The organism is Nostoc sp. (genome assembly GCF_036917515.1).
Taxonomy (GTDB): domain Bacteria; phylum Cyanobacteriota; class Cyanobacteriia; order Cyanobacteriales; family Nostocaceae; genus Nostoc.
This window is the reverse complement of record NZ_JBALDE010000089.1, coordinates 1-13,922: the sequence shown is the minus strand read 5'-3', so window position 1 is coordinate 13,922 and position 13,922 is coordinate 1. Positions and strand designations below refer to the sequence as shown.

Annotated in this window: 15 protein-coding genes; 5 read left to right on the top strand and 10 right to left on the bottom strand. The window is 40.4% G+C overall.

Annotated elements, in window-relative coordinates:
* Positions 1-74 precede the first annotated feature (74 nt).
* Positions 75-1,106, bottom strand: coding sequence for an alpha-amylase (locus V7K89_RS10730; protein ID WP_335186929.1), 1,032 nt, complete (start codon positions 1,104-1,106; stop codon positions 75-77).
* Positions 1,107-1,114: 8 nt separating this feature from the next.
* On the bottom strand, positions 1,115-1,462 hold the full coding sequence (locus V7K89_RS10725) for an alpha-amylase family glycosyl hydrolase (protein WP_335186927.1): 348 nt from the start codon (positions 1,460-1,462) through the stop codon (positions 1,115-1,117).
* A gap of 291 nt (positions 1,463-1,753) precedes the next feature.
* Between V7K89_RS10725 and V7K89_RS10720 the strand changes: the two genes are divergently transcribed.
* Positions 1,754-1,918: a hypothetical protein gene (locus V7K89_RS10720; RefSeq protein ID WP_335186925.1), complete on the top strand. Its 165-nt coding sequence runs from the start codon at positions 1,754-1,756 to the stop codon at positions 1,916-1,918.
* Positions 1,919-2,017: 99 nt separating this feature from the next.
* On the opposite strand, the gene V7K89_RS10715 is transcribed toward V7K89_RS10720, so the two are convergent.
* From V7K89_RS10715 to V7K89_RS10695, 4 genes are all read right to left on the bottom strand, one after another.
* The gene (locus V7K89_RS10715) at positions 2,018-2,839 is read right to left on the bottom strand and encodes an ABC transporter ATP-binding protein (protein WP_335186924.1); all 822 of its coding nucleotides are present in this window, start codon (positions 2,837-2,839) and stop codon (positions 2,018-2,020) included.
* Between the two features lie 84 nt (positions 2,840-2,923).
* On the bottom strand, positions 2,924-3,052 hold the full coding sequence (locus tag V7K89_RS10710; RefSeq protein ID WP_335186923.1) for a hypothetical protein: 129 nt from the start codon (positions 3,050-3,052) through the stop codon (positions 2,924-2,926).
* A gap of 520 nt (positions 3,053-3,572) precedes the next feature.
* On the bottom strand, positions 3,573-3,845 hold the full coding sequence (locus V7K89_RS10700) for a GlsB/YeaQ/YmgE family stress response membrane protein (protein ID WP_335186922.1): 273 nt from the start codon (positions 3,843-3,845) through the stop codon (positions 3,573-3,575).
* A 465-nt stretch (positions 3,846-4,310) separates the two neighbouring features.
* Positions 4,311-4,577 (bottom strand): hypothetical protein, encoded by a 267-nt coding sequence (locus V7K89_RS10695; RefSeq protein ID WP_335186921.1) that lies wholly within the window; start codon positions 4,575-4,577, stop codon positions 4,311-4,313.
* Positions 4,578-4,833: 256 nt separating this feature from the next.
* On the opposite strand from V7K89_RS10695, the gene V7K89_RS10690 reads away from it, so the two are divergent.
* The 3 genes from V7K89_RS10690 to V7K89_RS10680 all read left to right on the top strand — a co-directional run bounded on the left by V7K89_RS10690 (position 4,834) and on the right by V7K89_RS10680 (position 7,122).
* Entirely contained in the window at positions 4,834-5,466 is a 633-nt protein-coding gene (locus V7K89_RS10690; protein ID WP_335186919.1) for a bifunctional 4-hydroxy-2-oxoglutarate aldolase/2-dehydro-3-deoxy-phosphogluconate aldolase, read from the top strand.
* A gap of 112 nt (positions 5,467-5,578) precedes the next feature.
* Positions 5,579-6,094 (top strand): L,D-transpeptidase, encoded by a 516-nt coding sequence (locus V7K89_RS10685; protein ID WP_335186917.1) that lies wholly within the window; start codon positions 5,579-5,581, stop codon positions 6,092-6,094.
* Between the two features lie 503 nt (positions 6,095-6,597).
* Positions 6,598-7,122, top strand: coding sequence for a L,D-transpeptidase (locus V7K89_RS10680; RefSeq protein WP_335186915.1), 525 nt, complete (start codon positions 6,598-6,600; stop codon positions 7,120-7,122).
* A 191-nt stretch (positions 7,123-7,313) separates the two neighbouring features.
* Here the strand turns inward: V7K89_RS10680 and V7K89_RS10675 are convergent, their stop codons facing one another.
* Together V7K89_RS10675 and V7K89_RS10670 are read right to left on the bottom strand one after the other, a co-directional pair.
* Positions 7,314-8,912, bottom strand: coding sequence for an Hsp70 family protein (locus tag V7K89_RS10675; RefSeq protein WP_335186913.1), 1,599 nt, complete (start codon positions 8,910-8,912; stop codon positions 7,314-7,316).
* A 316-nt stretch (positions 8,913-9,228) separates the two neighbouring features.
* A complete protein-coding gene (locus V7K89_RS10670) occupies positions 9,229-10,905 on the bottom strand; it encodes a bifunctional metallophosphatase/5'-nucleotidase (RefSeq protein ID WP_335186911.1) in 1,677 nt (558 codons plus the stop codon).
* A 637-nt stretch (positions 10,906-11,542) separates the two neighbouring features.
* Between V7K89_RS10670 and V7K89_RS35840 the strand changes: the two genes are divergently transcribed.
* On the top strand, positions 11,543-11,806 hold the full coding sequence (locus tag V7K89_RS35840; protein ID WP_442941637.1) for a hypothetical protein: 264 nt from the start codon (positions 11,543-11,545) through the stop codon (positions 11,804-11,806).
* On the opposite strand, the gene V7K89_RS10660 is transcribed toward V7K89_RS35840, so the two are convergent.
* Positions 11,803-12,606 (bottom strand): hypothetical protein, encoded by an 804-nt coding sequence (locus tag V7K89_RS10660; protein ID WP_335186910.1) that lies wholly within the window; start codon positions 12,604-12,606, stop codon positions 11,803-11,805. The genes V7K89_RS35840 and V7K89_RS10660 overlap by 4 nt on opposite strands.
* Positions 12,607-12,694: 88 nt before the next feature.
* Positions 12,695-13,828, bottom strand: a complete 1,134-nt coding sequence (locus V7K89_RS10655) for a glycoside hydrolase family 31 protein (RefSeq protein ID WP_335186931.1) — start codon at positions 13,826-13,828, stop codon at positions 12,695-12,697.
* Positions 13,829-13,922 lie beyond the last annotated feature (94 nt).

Below are 13,922 nucleotides of genomic sequence, written 5' to 3'. Positions count from 1 at the left end.
GATCACAGGAGTAAGGTTTCATTCTACAGGCACTTAGACGTTGATATACTCCATCATCCCATACTGTATTGCACTCAAGCAGGAACTGCTATATGTCCTGTGGCATCGTAAAATTCCTGATTGGGTCGGAACACATTCATCCACTTGTTCCCTGGTGCGCTATTGGTCAGCACTACAGCCATTGCACCCGGATGTTCTCTAGTACCCAAGCGCGTCCAACCGATAGTATTGGGATGGTCAAAGTAATCATGCTGGTCGCCAAAACCGTATTCTCTACGCGCCTTCAAGAACTTGTCAATCAAAAAACGGTGAGAGTAAAGGGTATTATCACGTCCTTTATCTTGATACTGTGCCCCGTAATAATCTGCATAGAAAACGCAAGGATAGCCTTCTCGGCGCAGTAAAATTAGTGCATAGGCTAAAGGCTTAAACCAAGGTTCAACAGGCGATTCTAGGGATTGACAAGGTTGAGTATCATGGTTTTCAACAAAGGTAACAGCTAGGGCAGGTTGTTCTTTAACTAAGGTTTTATCAAAAATCGATTGCAGATCGAAACTACTACCTTGGCGACTAGCTTGGTGAAATTTGAAATGTAGAGGCACATCAAATAACGACAAACGTCCATCACTAGAGGCAATATAACCGTGTAAGGCATCGATATCTTGAGACCAGTACTCGCCAACGCTAAACAGTTCCCGCCCACTAAAATGAACTCGCAGGTGATTTAACCAATCACGGAAAAAAGTGGAGCGGATATGTTTAACAGCGTCAATACGAAAGCCATCTACACCTGTGGTGTCAACAAACCAACGCCCCCAATACATTAACTCACCGCGCACGAGGTCATTACCTGTATCCAGGTCATTCGCCATTAAATAATCGAAGTTACCATGTTCCTGGTTAACCTCCGTTTCAAAATGTTTATCTTTAAGGCGGTAGAGCTTGTCTGCCCTTTTGGTATCTACGTTGTATGATAATGAATCAAAGCACCACCAGTGCCATTTCATACTGGAGTATTTATCTCCACGATCAGAAAAATTGAACTTTGTATAAGCTGCAATTTCGTACCAATCGCTGACTGCACGGTTGCGGTCATTCCAATCCATTTCTTGTGCTATAATAGCTCTATTTCATCCCCACCATCTTTGTGGTTGAAAACCACATCGGCATAGATTTGCATACCTACACGCTGTGCTGTTTTAATCGCCCTTAAGTATTGTTCGCGTGTTCCATATTTTGTCCGAACAGTATTTTTTTGATCGAACTCACCCAGATCAAATAAATCGTAGACTGCGTATCCAACATCCCATGTTCCACCACTGCCCTTATAAGCTGGCGGCAGCCATAAGGCAGTGAAGCCTGCATCAGCTAGCTCATTGGCTGTTTTATCCAGCTTGTCCCATAATGTACCATCATTGGAGATATACCAATGGTAATACTGCATTATTACGCCGTTGGTCATGCGATCGCCTTTGTTGAATCTTTGATTTTACAGATTTCTGTCAAAAATCTCTGATGCTAGGATATGTTACTTTTATCACACATCCTAACTTCACCTGAATTTATTTAGGTTTCAATGACGACTTCACAAAGAGCAATTACAAATTACTGGGACGGGATAATTGCTGATTTGCCTTGACAAGGTTAGTAAACTTCTGCAAAGCTTGAGAGGGTATTTTAAAAGTCGGTCAGGTTGTAAAAAAGCTCTTTCAGTATACGCTGTGAATAGATAATAGACAACCGAGAGAGCAACATGACTAAAGCATACCCTAGCAGCTTGACCCATGCACAATATGAATTTCTGAGTGACATGATTCCAGAACAGAGGCAATCGCTCTCTACTGTATTAAATATCTGCAATAAATATAGCAATCTAATTTTAGAAGAGAGCATTGCATATTTGCGAGATGTTTTTTGAGCGCTGCAACGCCGAAAACTTATTCCCTACTCTGCAAGACGAGAAGGAAGAAATGCTTAACTGAACTGTTTTGTGTCATGTAAGGTTTTTTATTTGTTTCTATTTTCTCCCCTTTCTTCCCACTGGTATACACATCGGTGTACCGGAAACCGGGTCTGGGATAACCCGACATTCTAATCCAAACACCTCCCTTACCATCTTCTCAGTGATCACCAAATTAGGTTCGCCAACAGCAAAAATTTGACCTTCTTTCACCGCTACCAAATAATCAGCATAACGACAGGCATGATTCAAATCATGTAACACCATGACAATCGTTCGTTGCTGGTTTTGGTTTAAATCATACAATAAATCTAGAACTTCTATTTGGTGCGCCAAATCTAAAAAAGTAGTTGGTTCATCTAACAATAAAATATCCGTATCTTGAGCTAATGCCATTGCAATCCAAGCACGTTGTCGCTGTCCACCAGAAAGAGTATCTAACTCGCGTTCTGACAAGTATTTAGTCCCAGTAATTTCTAACGCTAGTTCTACTAATTTTTCATCTTCTTTTGTCCACTGCTGCAACCAATGTTGATAAGGAAACCTTCCACAAGCTACCAAATCTCGAACAGTTAATCCTTCTGGTGCAATAGGTCCTTGGGTAAGAATTCCTAATTTTTTAGCAACATCTTTTGTTGATAGCTTAAATACATCTGTTGTATCTAAATAAATTGTGCCAACGCGAGGTTTTAATAATCTTGCTAAACCCCGTAATAAAGTGGATTTCCCAGAGCCATTTGCACCAACTAAAGCAGTTATTTTTCCTGGTGGTATATCTAAATCTAAATGCTTAATAATATTTATATTATCATAACCCAAAGTCAAATTTTGCGCTGAGATTTGGGAATGTAGATTATCGCTCAATAATAACATTGACATAATTAAATTTAAGAGAATATTTTGATGATTTTGTAAGTATGTAATATCATGTTTGCTTGATTACTTAATTAAACCCAAAGAACCTCACCCTGCTAAAGCAGCCCTTTGTCTTCCCTTCCCACAGGTAGATAAGAGATTAAAGGGAGCCAGCACGATAACAGGGGAAATCTCATGATAAACTGGCGCATAGAGTGCAATGACTATGGGAATCATAACTAATTACCCAGAAATGTTAAATACTGATACAAAACTTTACATTATTATTCACACAAGTTTCAAAGATTTAAATTAGCCAACAAAAAATCATCCGCTCAGACCAATGAACATAACTGATTTTCTGACACATACAGTAAATAGCGGAATTTATCTAATAGCATATCTCCCCATTGTGAGGGAATAGATAAAAGTTGTCAAATCAGATAAGCTATCAAACTAACATAAATTTGTTTTTAACATTTAAGACTTCTGGATAAGTTTACATTTGGTGATCACTAATCTTCTTATAGAATTTTTAGTAATAACTGTACTAAAATCAGTGGATTTTCTTAATTTTAAACACCCTCCAAGCTCTAACACGCCTGACTAAGGCTAATTTTGATATTTTATAGCAAAATAATCAAAAAAATAACGCCTACCTATAGTTTAATGGCGGCGCTATTTTTGTAATTTAATTCACAGTTAAAAATAGTTAAATGAATCTGCTAAATCTTTGTCATTGATTGACTGCAATTTTTTATACAGGACTGCGGTTAGTTAATAAATTCCACAAGAAAACTGCGACAATTGCACCAAGAACTGCTACCGCGATACCTGGAATACTAAGACTAGGAGCCGCTAGAGACAAAGTTCCCGTACTGAAAAATACACCTAAACTACCGCCAACAAAAGCACCGATGATTCCTAACAATATGGTTCCTATAATTCCGCCACCTTGATGACCAGGGTAGATAGCTTTTGCGATCGCACCAGCAATTAGACCTAAAACAATCCAAGCAAGAATATTCATTGTTGTTAAGTTGGTAAACGTTTTTGACTTACATGTATATATTAACGATCTTCATTCTTGACTTAATCTACCATCAGAATTAATTATGAATATCCATTAGGAATAGTTTAATTGCTACTAGATTTTTTAATCTATCTATTGCGGCTACGATCCTGCTTAGGACAAGTCGGCTATGGATATCTCTAAGGATTTGCCAATGTCCGAAGCTGTTCTGACCACTGGTATATGACCCATTTGAGGTAGATAGTCAATTAAAAAAAAGCTCCTAGTAGGTCTTTAACTAGGGGCTTATACAAACTATTGCTTGGTAATTGCAGTATATGCATTTTTAATTAGCTCTCTCCTCTACTAGAAGAATTAAGCTGAGTTTTTAGAGACTGTTTCTAAAGTAATGTAAAGGAAGTAAAATCAGGCGATTGAGACGATCGCCTATCCTTTTGCAAGTTCATGTCTAGTTTTTAATTTTTAATTGCTTATCCCACGCTCGCTACCAATGACTTGATGGCTGAGAAATGAGAACAGTTTGCGGTAATACCAATGCATACTAAGAAAAATCAGACTTACTAAGGTTAGCAGCATAACGCCCAGAATCGTTGTATATGGCTTAGTGCGCCACCAAAAGCCATTTGCACCTAATTGCACAAGCTTCCATAAGTTAGTTATATCGGCACTTTTAGAATCGTGAATGGTGATTGGTAAGGATGCTGCTGTGTTTTGTCGTGCAATTGTCATTTTAATTACTCCTTTAGACCTAAATGCTGAGGCATTTATTTTTTAACTACGGTAATACGATAGATTTACTGTTATTTATATTTAATATCTCATAGCTTGATGTAAGAAGCAAGTTTTAAGGAGATTGGGAATATGGCATTGGGCATTAGTATTAAAAATTAGGTATTTACTAGATTGAAATCTTGAAACTTTCAGTTACCCTGAAAACTATTCTCTAGTGCCAATCTCTACTCCCAGTCCCCAATCCTTAGTCAAAATGCCTAATCAAATTTGGTTATCACAGTTGGAAAAACACCGAGCGATCGCAGTTATCCGCGCCCCTCAAATCGAAATGGGGCAGCAAATGGCAGTGGCTGTAGCATCTGGGGGAATGCAGCTAATTGAGATTACCTGGAATAGCGATCGCGCTGGGGAATTAATCAGTCAACTACGTTCAGAATTACCAGCCTGTATCGTTGGCACTGGTACGCTATTTAATGTGCAGCAGTTACAAGATGCGATCGCATCTGGGGCGCAATTCCTCTTCACACCCCACGTTGATTCGGCAATGATTCAAGCAGCACAAGAAAAAAATGTGCCTATTATACCAGGAGCGCTGACTCCTACAGAAATTGTTACCGCTTGGAGTCAAGGCGCTAGTTGTGTAAAAGTATTTCCCGTGCAGGCAGTGGGAGGGGCTGATTATATCAAAAGTTTGCAAGGGCCGCTGGGTGAGATTCCCTTAATTCCTACTGGCGGCGTGACTCTAGAAAATGCCAAAGAATTTTTGCAAGCTGGAGCGATTGCTGTCGGTTTGAGCAGTGAATTATTTCCTAAAAAGCTTGTTACAGAAGGAAATTGGTCAGCGATCGCAACTCAGGCAAAAAACCTAATGCGACAGTTAGGTTAACTTAGAATCAAATCATCAAAATTCACGTCTATTAAAGTAATAGATAGGGAAATAAAGGTGCAAACTGATGAGTTTCTCTAGACTCGATAATTTGAGTGTGAGTGTATCTTAAATGAAAAGACAAATTTCTCCTGACTGGGTGCGTCGCTTACAAATAATCCTCACTGGTACAGTACTGTCCTTAAGTGTTTTTACTACTACTGGAACCAGTGAAGTTTGGGCGAATTCCAAAAATCAAGTGATTGCACAAACAATCCAGACATTACAACAATCGGATCAGCGCTGGATTCAAATTAACCTTTCAAAGCAACGATTAATAGCTTGGCAAGGTGACAAAGTAGTTTATGGAAGTGCTATTTCCTCTGGTAAAAAAGCCACTCCTACTCTTGTTGGTACTTTTAAGATTCAATCCAAGTTTAAAACTACGCGGATGCAGGGAGAAAACTACAATGTTCCCAACGTTCCTTATGCGATGTTTTACCAAGGTAATTACGCTATTCACGGAGCTTACTGGCATAAAAGATTTGGTACTCCAGTGAGTCACGGCTGTGTGAATATTGCACCTAAACATGCAAAATGGCTATTTGAGTGGGCATCGGTAGGGACACCAATAGTCATTCATAAATGATAGGTAAAGCAGCCAAAAGGCAATTTAGGTAAAATCATAAATAACAACAAATCAAGACAATTAAGTGATTCCCAGCAATATTTTATGCTGGGAATCTTCGGAGTCGTAATTACAGAATTTGAAATAAAATAAAAAAGAGGGCATTCAACTATTATGCCCAATAAATAAGCGGAAATCCTGACAATTACTCTATGAAATTACAAATGCAAATATGAACTTGGGGAAAGTTTGTATTTAAGCATTTAAATGACAGATTTTTGTAAAGGTTATCCTTTGTAATTAGTCATTGGTCATTAGTCACTAGTTAGAACTGATCATTTAATTATGCACAAATGACAAATGTGCAAATTGGATGCAGATTAACTTAGAAATTGTGTTGAGAAGCATTAGCGGATGAATTGCGTAAATCCTACAGAGAAAGCAAGTAGTCACTCTGGAAATTTGTAGTTTTCCAGAAAATTACTTCACTTGATGATTTTGCGTAGTTTAGAAGATGAGGCATAATGCAAACTTGGATTCGCCGTGGTGGGATTCGTTCTTCAGGAACTTTTTGTACAGGTGTGGCGCTGATGGTGGTGACTTTATTCTCTTGGTCATCACCGCTTACAGTTATACCCAACTCGACTACAGCAACAGCCACCTCAGTCGATCAAAACAGCACTAATAATATTAGCCAACCTCGCTGGATTGAAATTGATTTGTCAGAACAACGTTTACGTGCATGGGAAGGTCATAAACTTGTTTACTCATACCTCATTTCTGGAGGTAAGCGATCAACTCCTACACCCATAGGTAGATTTCGGATTAATTCTAAGTATCGCACTCACCGGATGCGAGGCAGAGGCTACAACATTCCTGACGTTCCTTACACAATGTATTTCTATAGAGGGTATGCCATTCACGGGGCTTATTGGCATAACCGTTTTGGGACTCCAATCAGTCACGGTTGCGTAAATTTACCTGTTAAGCAAGCTCGCAATCTTTACAACTGGGCTTCAACAGGAACTTTAGTAGTGGTGCGGAAATAATCGGTAATTCGTAATCAATATCTGCAATTTTTCCTTTGATGTATAGACGGGTGCGTTCACAAAGTTAAGCACCTATCTATACATATTGCTAGACTAAAAACACATTTTTGAGGGATTCATGACCTTAGTAACCGCGCAACATTTGGGATTTTAACGGTTGCGGTATCCGACTTTTAAATCCTTTTAGTTAATTAACTCAACTGTGCCACAAGTTGATTCTCCAAAAGTGTGTCATTTGTTAATAAGTCTTCAACAGTGATTCGCAAAAAACGTTGTTCATCAACTTGAAAGAGGATTTTGATGCGATCGCTTCCAGGGTATCCGGCTGGTGTCAGTTGGGCAATTGTCTTCGCGCCTTCTCGATCGTTGAGGGGTTTGACGCTGGTTTCACTATTGTCCATACGGCGAGTAATTAAGCGATCGCCATCAAAATAAACTTCAGTACTACCTGTATCTGCTCCCAATTCTCCCATAATTAGTTCAATACTGGGCTGATTTTCTACAGAAGCGCCTAAGACTAATTCCACTGGCTGAGTCATTGGATATGCCTGTCCAGCTTTAATTAAAGAATGCCATTTATGACGCTGGTTGCGGCGATCCCAGTAGCGGATACCATAACTATGGTAGAGAAAGTCTTTAATTTGGACGCCTTGTGCTAGCTGTAATGCACCTTGAGCGATCGCTTCAAAGGGACGTTCGCAACGGATTTTTTCTGGCTCAAAATACTGTTTAATCCATGTCTGCACTGCTGGCAATTGCACTGTCCCACCAACTAACAAAACTGCATTAATATCTGGAAGTTCTATCCCTTGGCGTCTTGCTTGCTGCAACAGTGTCGTCATCGACTCATCCAATAACTCAAAAAAGGCGTGTTCTTTGAGAATATTTTCAAAAGTATCGCGATTTAGTTCCAGTTCATAACTTTCAAATGTCTCATCATCAAAATAAACTTCACTAGCTTGATTTTGAGTTGATAGCTGAATTTTTACCCGTTCTGCCAATCTTGTTGTCAAGGGACTTACCACCAGTTCTTGAGTTTTGGCAAAGTAATCTACCAACCAATTATCAATATCAGTACCGCCCAAATTTTGCCCAGCTTTCGCCAGGACACGGGCAGTTTTGACTTTTTGTTTTGAATCTTCAGCTAAAGACTTATTACCCCACTTGAGGAGAAATCCCAGCGGTTTGGTAGTTGTTTGCACACTTTGATCTAACCGAACAAGGGACAAATCTAAAGTTCCACCCCCAAAGTCAATTACCAAGAGAATTTCTTGATTTGCCAAGCCATAACCCAAGGCGGCGGCTGTGGGTTCATCCAACATCCGCACCTGTTCAATGGGAAGGGCTTGACAAACTTTTCCCAACCAGTGACGATAAGCTTCAAAACTGTCTACAGGTACGGTTAACACCAGAGAATCTAACCCACCTTCTAGGGGCGCTAGTTCTTCAATTACTTGAGTAAGAAACCATTGCCCTACTTGTTCAAAGGTGACAATTTGCCCATCTAGTTCGGGTAAAAAACCTTGAATATCCGTACCAATACCGCGTTTGAAGCTGCGGAAAAATCGCGTTTCGCCTTTAAGGTCAAAACCACGATCGCGTACTTGTTGCCCGACTAAGACTTGATTTTGACTTGCGTCTTCAACATATACCAAGCTGGGAATCAGTGGCGGATTGAGACTTTGTTTGATTGATAAACCTGGTAGAGCCAGGGTTTCTGGCTGCTGGGTTACAGGGTTCCAACGAGCAATGACTGTGTTGCTAGTACCAAAATCGATTGCGATCGCCATATTTTATATTTATTCTTTCGCACAAAGATGCTAAAGCTGCTTTATTTGTGATTATTCTCCATAAGCTACCAAAAATGCAAATCCACCCAGACGCTTGCTTCTTTCCATCCCAACCCAGATATCGATTCAGTCTGTTGCAGCGAAGTGTTAGCTGCAACGGATAGCACTGTTAGACAATTGGCTTGTTAGAAAGCATGGAAATGATTTGCTGTAAGCGTAGGAGATGTTGCAAGGTCACGAATTGTTCCCTATTACCAAAAAAGATAGAGTAACTGGTATGTATCACAAAAAACTTTTGCAAGAGTTCTTTAGTGGATTACCGAGAGAGAGGAATTGAGTAATTCTTGAGTTTGGAACACGTCCAGTCTGAATTGGTATCACTAACAGTTTTTTCACTCTTTAAATAGTCAATTATAGCCTTACGAATATCCCCTTTTTCGGCAATCAGTTTAATCTCCTGTTTATCCGTATTGTCAATATTTAAAAAATCTAATCCTGATTCTTTGCCCTTAGCTAGAAAGTCATTAATAGCGATTTTATAAAGGTGATTAGGATCAAGAGGTTGACCTTGAATCAACCATTGAATTGAAGGTTTTTTCTGACTAACATTGGCTGTTTGCAGATAGCCACCAGTGCCTTTATTTAGTTGCCCTTTATCTGAAGGTGCTTCCTGACGACTAACATTGGCTGTTTGCAGATAGCCACCAGTGCCTTTATTTAGTTGCCCTTTATCTAATACTTTTTGCAAAAGGCTACCCTTTATCTGTACTGCAAAAACTTTACCTCCAAAAGGCAGTATACGAATCACATCATATTGAGTAATTGGCACCCCTGCTGGAATACTATCATCAATCCGAATGGAGCCACTATTAAACACGGCTAAATCCGCATCAGGTACTTCCTTCAACATTGCCTTTGCAATTAACTCTGTCAGCTTTGTTGACTTGTTGCGGACGCTAGATTCTAAACCATCTAAAGTAAATTCCAGTTTTGCAATTTCCTCCTTTGGCTTAAAACCATCGGCGCAAAATGCCAGATCGCCTATTTCTACCCATTTCTTAACTATCCTTGCTGTTTCAGGTTCGTCAGGAATTTTATCAGTAATTGGTATCAGTGTGGAGTTAATTTGGAGGCTTTTTTTGATAGTATCGTAGCTCAATTTATGAACATAAACTGTACGTGCATTAGCATCCGCCTTAAAAATCGGTGTAAAATACTTAGCCCGCCATGGCTGGATATTTTTATGCTCATGACTCCGCCATTGCTGGATATTTTCATGCTCATGACCACCAAGAATAATGTCTATTTCCGGTACATCTTCGGCTAGTTTGCGGTCATCTTCTATTGATAGATGGGTAATTGCAATTAAAATATCAACTTTACCTTCCAGCTCACTAACCTGCTGTTTGGCTGCTTGAATCGGATTGGTGTAACTGACGTAGTCAGGCTTATTACTATCAAGAGTGACACCAATTAATCCTACCCTAACCACAGCACCACCATCACCTTTGACATTGAATACTATTGATCGGGGAACACCTTTGAATGGTTTTGGTTTTTCTATGCTATCAGATACATTACTGGAAACCCAATGAAATTTAGATTCTTGCAACCTTTGATACAAAGCTTCTTTAGGAAGGTCGAATTCGTGATTGCCAAAAGTTGCGTAGTCAAGCCCCAAGACGTTCATCACAGCTACCATTTGCTCACCGTCCAGAGGTCTACGGTTAATTTTGGCAGTTCCTAAAGCAGAAGGGCTAAGGGTATCTCCCGCTAAGACAGTGTAGGTGCGGTGGTTGGAATTATAAAGTTGCTGTCGCAGTGTGGCAACACGTGCTAAACCGCCACGAGTTCCACCTTCGACAGGAGTAATTTCATAGATATCATTAAGTTGGAGTAGGTTAATATCAACAATTTCTGCAAGTGCAGGAGTAGCTATAAGAATTGCTAATACCTGCGCCAACCAACTGCAACTATTCCAGATTACTTTCATGTTTTTGTTATGAATGACTTAGTGCGAAAAATTAGCTTTGAGTAAAGTTTATGAGGTTTGTATCTTTTCCAATCGATACAAAAATTTTCACTATTAGGAAACGGCGATTACACCCGTTGGGTGCGGGTCGCCTCTACATAAGGAAAGCGCTTCAGAACACAAAGAGTTTCTGCTAGCTACTACCTCGCAAGAGGATTGAAACAATCGCTGATGTTTGGGGAGGGCATGATACCCGTCTACGACTGTTAGAAGTGAACAAAGCCACAAACTATAACAGCCGACTATCCTTCATTAACCCTTATCACCTTCCAACTGACTGATTCCCAATCTTTCTACATGTCACAAAATATTAGACCCACGAGTAAACTGCGGCTCCCCTTCTTTGCCCTTGGCTTACAACTGCAAAGGTTCACTGATGACAGAATATCTCTGTTGCTTGACTTAACTTACTGCTCAAAGGTGAAGCACAAACATCTAAGTTAAGGGCAAAGAAGTCAGGGTAGTTTCCAAGGATGTGTTTCCGAGTACTTTAGCTTCTGTCGGCTGCTCTGCTAAAATGTCTGCCAGATGTTGGGCCAACGCTACCATTGTCATAGTGGGATTCCATGATCCATCGGTAGGCCAAAGAGAAGCACCTGTGACATACACGTTTTCCACTCCTTGTGGCAAGGTAATTCATTTCAATGCCAGTTTCACTGCCTTAAATATTGCCAAGCTCGATGCTCATCAACAGCAATCGGGTCAAAAACTCTTTATCTTTTCTATGGCGAGTGTCAAGCTATGGGCACTTAATGACCATTTGCTCGACACCTTTATTTCAACGTTAGAACTCTCTGAGACTGTAATTAAATCCCATCCTAACTACCAAAACCTACGATCTTACGGCGTTATTGCTGCTTAATTTTGTCTGAAGTATTGATATGTGGATGGCTTCGGCGGCGGTGGAACATTAGGGCGTTGAGGCTCTGGTGCAAGAAAATATTGACTGGCGTTGTCATTTTTGTACTTTCGCCCATTCACCTCATAATTCAATTTGAATCTGACAACTGCTCCCTTAGGAACCGATTTCTGTAATGTCCAAATCTTGTTGTTATCACGATCGGTTTGCTTGGTATCAGTCAGAGAGGTTACTTGTTTTAATGATTCTTCAGCGTTGATAACTCTCCAATTAACCGACACTTCAGTGATGCTAGGAATAGTACCGACTTCTAGTTCAAAGCTACTGATAGAACTCGTTGAGCTATCGATAATATCCACTTTGCGAACCCAAGCATCATGGTAGGGCCAGCGAAAAAAATAAAAGAGAGGACGATCGCTATTACGCTCATAGAGAGTTTCATTGGTATTGGGATTAAGGTAGCTGAACCAGATAATCAATTCTTCAGCATTGTTGGGAATTAAGACCTCCTGGAAGAGCATTGATCCCTGACCCGTTACATCAATATGGGGAGCACTAATAATTCCATTGGGAGAGTACAGTTGTTTAGATTCAGTAGGCCCGTTCTTTTGAAACTGAACATGAACGAAAATCGGTTGATTGGGATCACCATGAACATAGCTTCCATCCCGGGGCACAATCCGAAGCGGATCATAGCTAATGTGACAATTCACGTTCGCTTTCAAATCGCCAGTGAGTAGCTCATGATAGTCAAGAGTAAACGTAATTTGAGCTGGTTTTCCAAGATCAAAACCTGAAAACATAACATCCTCCTTGTAAATCCTAGTATAGAGTAACCGGAAATTAATGAGAAACAACCAGGTAGCTAAACATCTGATACTGATACTTGGACTAACGTGCTACTATCGTCACTTCTAATTGCGTATCAAATACCTTAATGAATGTGATGTTAATATCACTATTCCAATAGCAGGCATTAACAGGTGAAGCGGCTAGTAGCGCTGCTAACTGTTTTGGTTTTTTGTCTGGTTGGTTTAGGTAATCTAGGGGTGTGCTACCGTTAATTGTTACTGTCTTAGCGTTCGTTTCCAGGAGGGCAATGTAGTAGAACTTTTCTGGAGGTTGATAGCGATCGTGTTCCCGTTTGAGGGTAATTTGCTTGCTTCTATCTGGTTTGGTTTGATGGCTAATCCGGGTCGTGCGATAGGCTGCGGTAGAGGATGTCGCCTCTGTGGTGATGCCATCATCCTGATAGAGTAAATAGCTGCTGTCAAGACCCGGATATATATTGATTGTGAGGGGATTTTCAGGCAGTTCGCCCACATACTGTTCCAGTTCCCGCATTGGTAGAATAGCTCCAGCACGCACATAAATAGGAACCAGTGAGAGATCCGCGTAGTAGTTGTCAATCACAGTTCCACCATTAACTGGAGGTTCCAGAGAGGACTGATTGTTCTTAAAGGAGTACCACTGGCTAGAAGCAGGCAAATATATCTTGCGAACAGTTGTATTCTCAGCATTGAAAGAAGGAGTCACAATCGGAGCAATGAGTAAATCTTTACCAAGGAAGAATTCATCATCAATGAAGTATCGTTTTCCAAAGATACCCTGAGCATCGGACAAACTATAAATTCCCGAATCAGTTGGCTCATTCAGGAATAAGGCACGGGCAATCGGCATTCCTGTTTGCGTCCATTCATACATTGCATCATAGAAAACCTGGAGAAGGCGATAGCGTAGCTCCACATACTTCCGACAGTTGCTAATGACAGGTTCACCGTAGGCGTATACTTCTTGAAACTGTTTGGTATAGCCATTGTAGTGATTACGATACCAGGGGAGGAATGCCCCCAAGTGCATCCATCGGGTCAATAGTTCTGGACTTGTAACCTGTCCGATCACTTTACCACCTTGCACTTGTGGGTTCCCTGGTGGCGAAGATCCGTTACCATCCTCTGCAAAACCACCAATATCACATCCTGAAATCGGAACCCCTGATAAACCAATATTCAATACTTCGGGAATATTATAGCAACCGCCAGGTTGGTTAGGACACTAAACTCAGAACATACTCCATTGCCGCTCGCAAGGTAGGGAAGTACTCCAGTTGCTTGCGGAT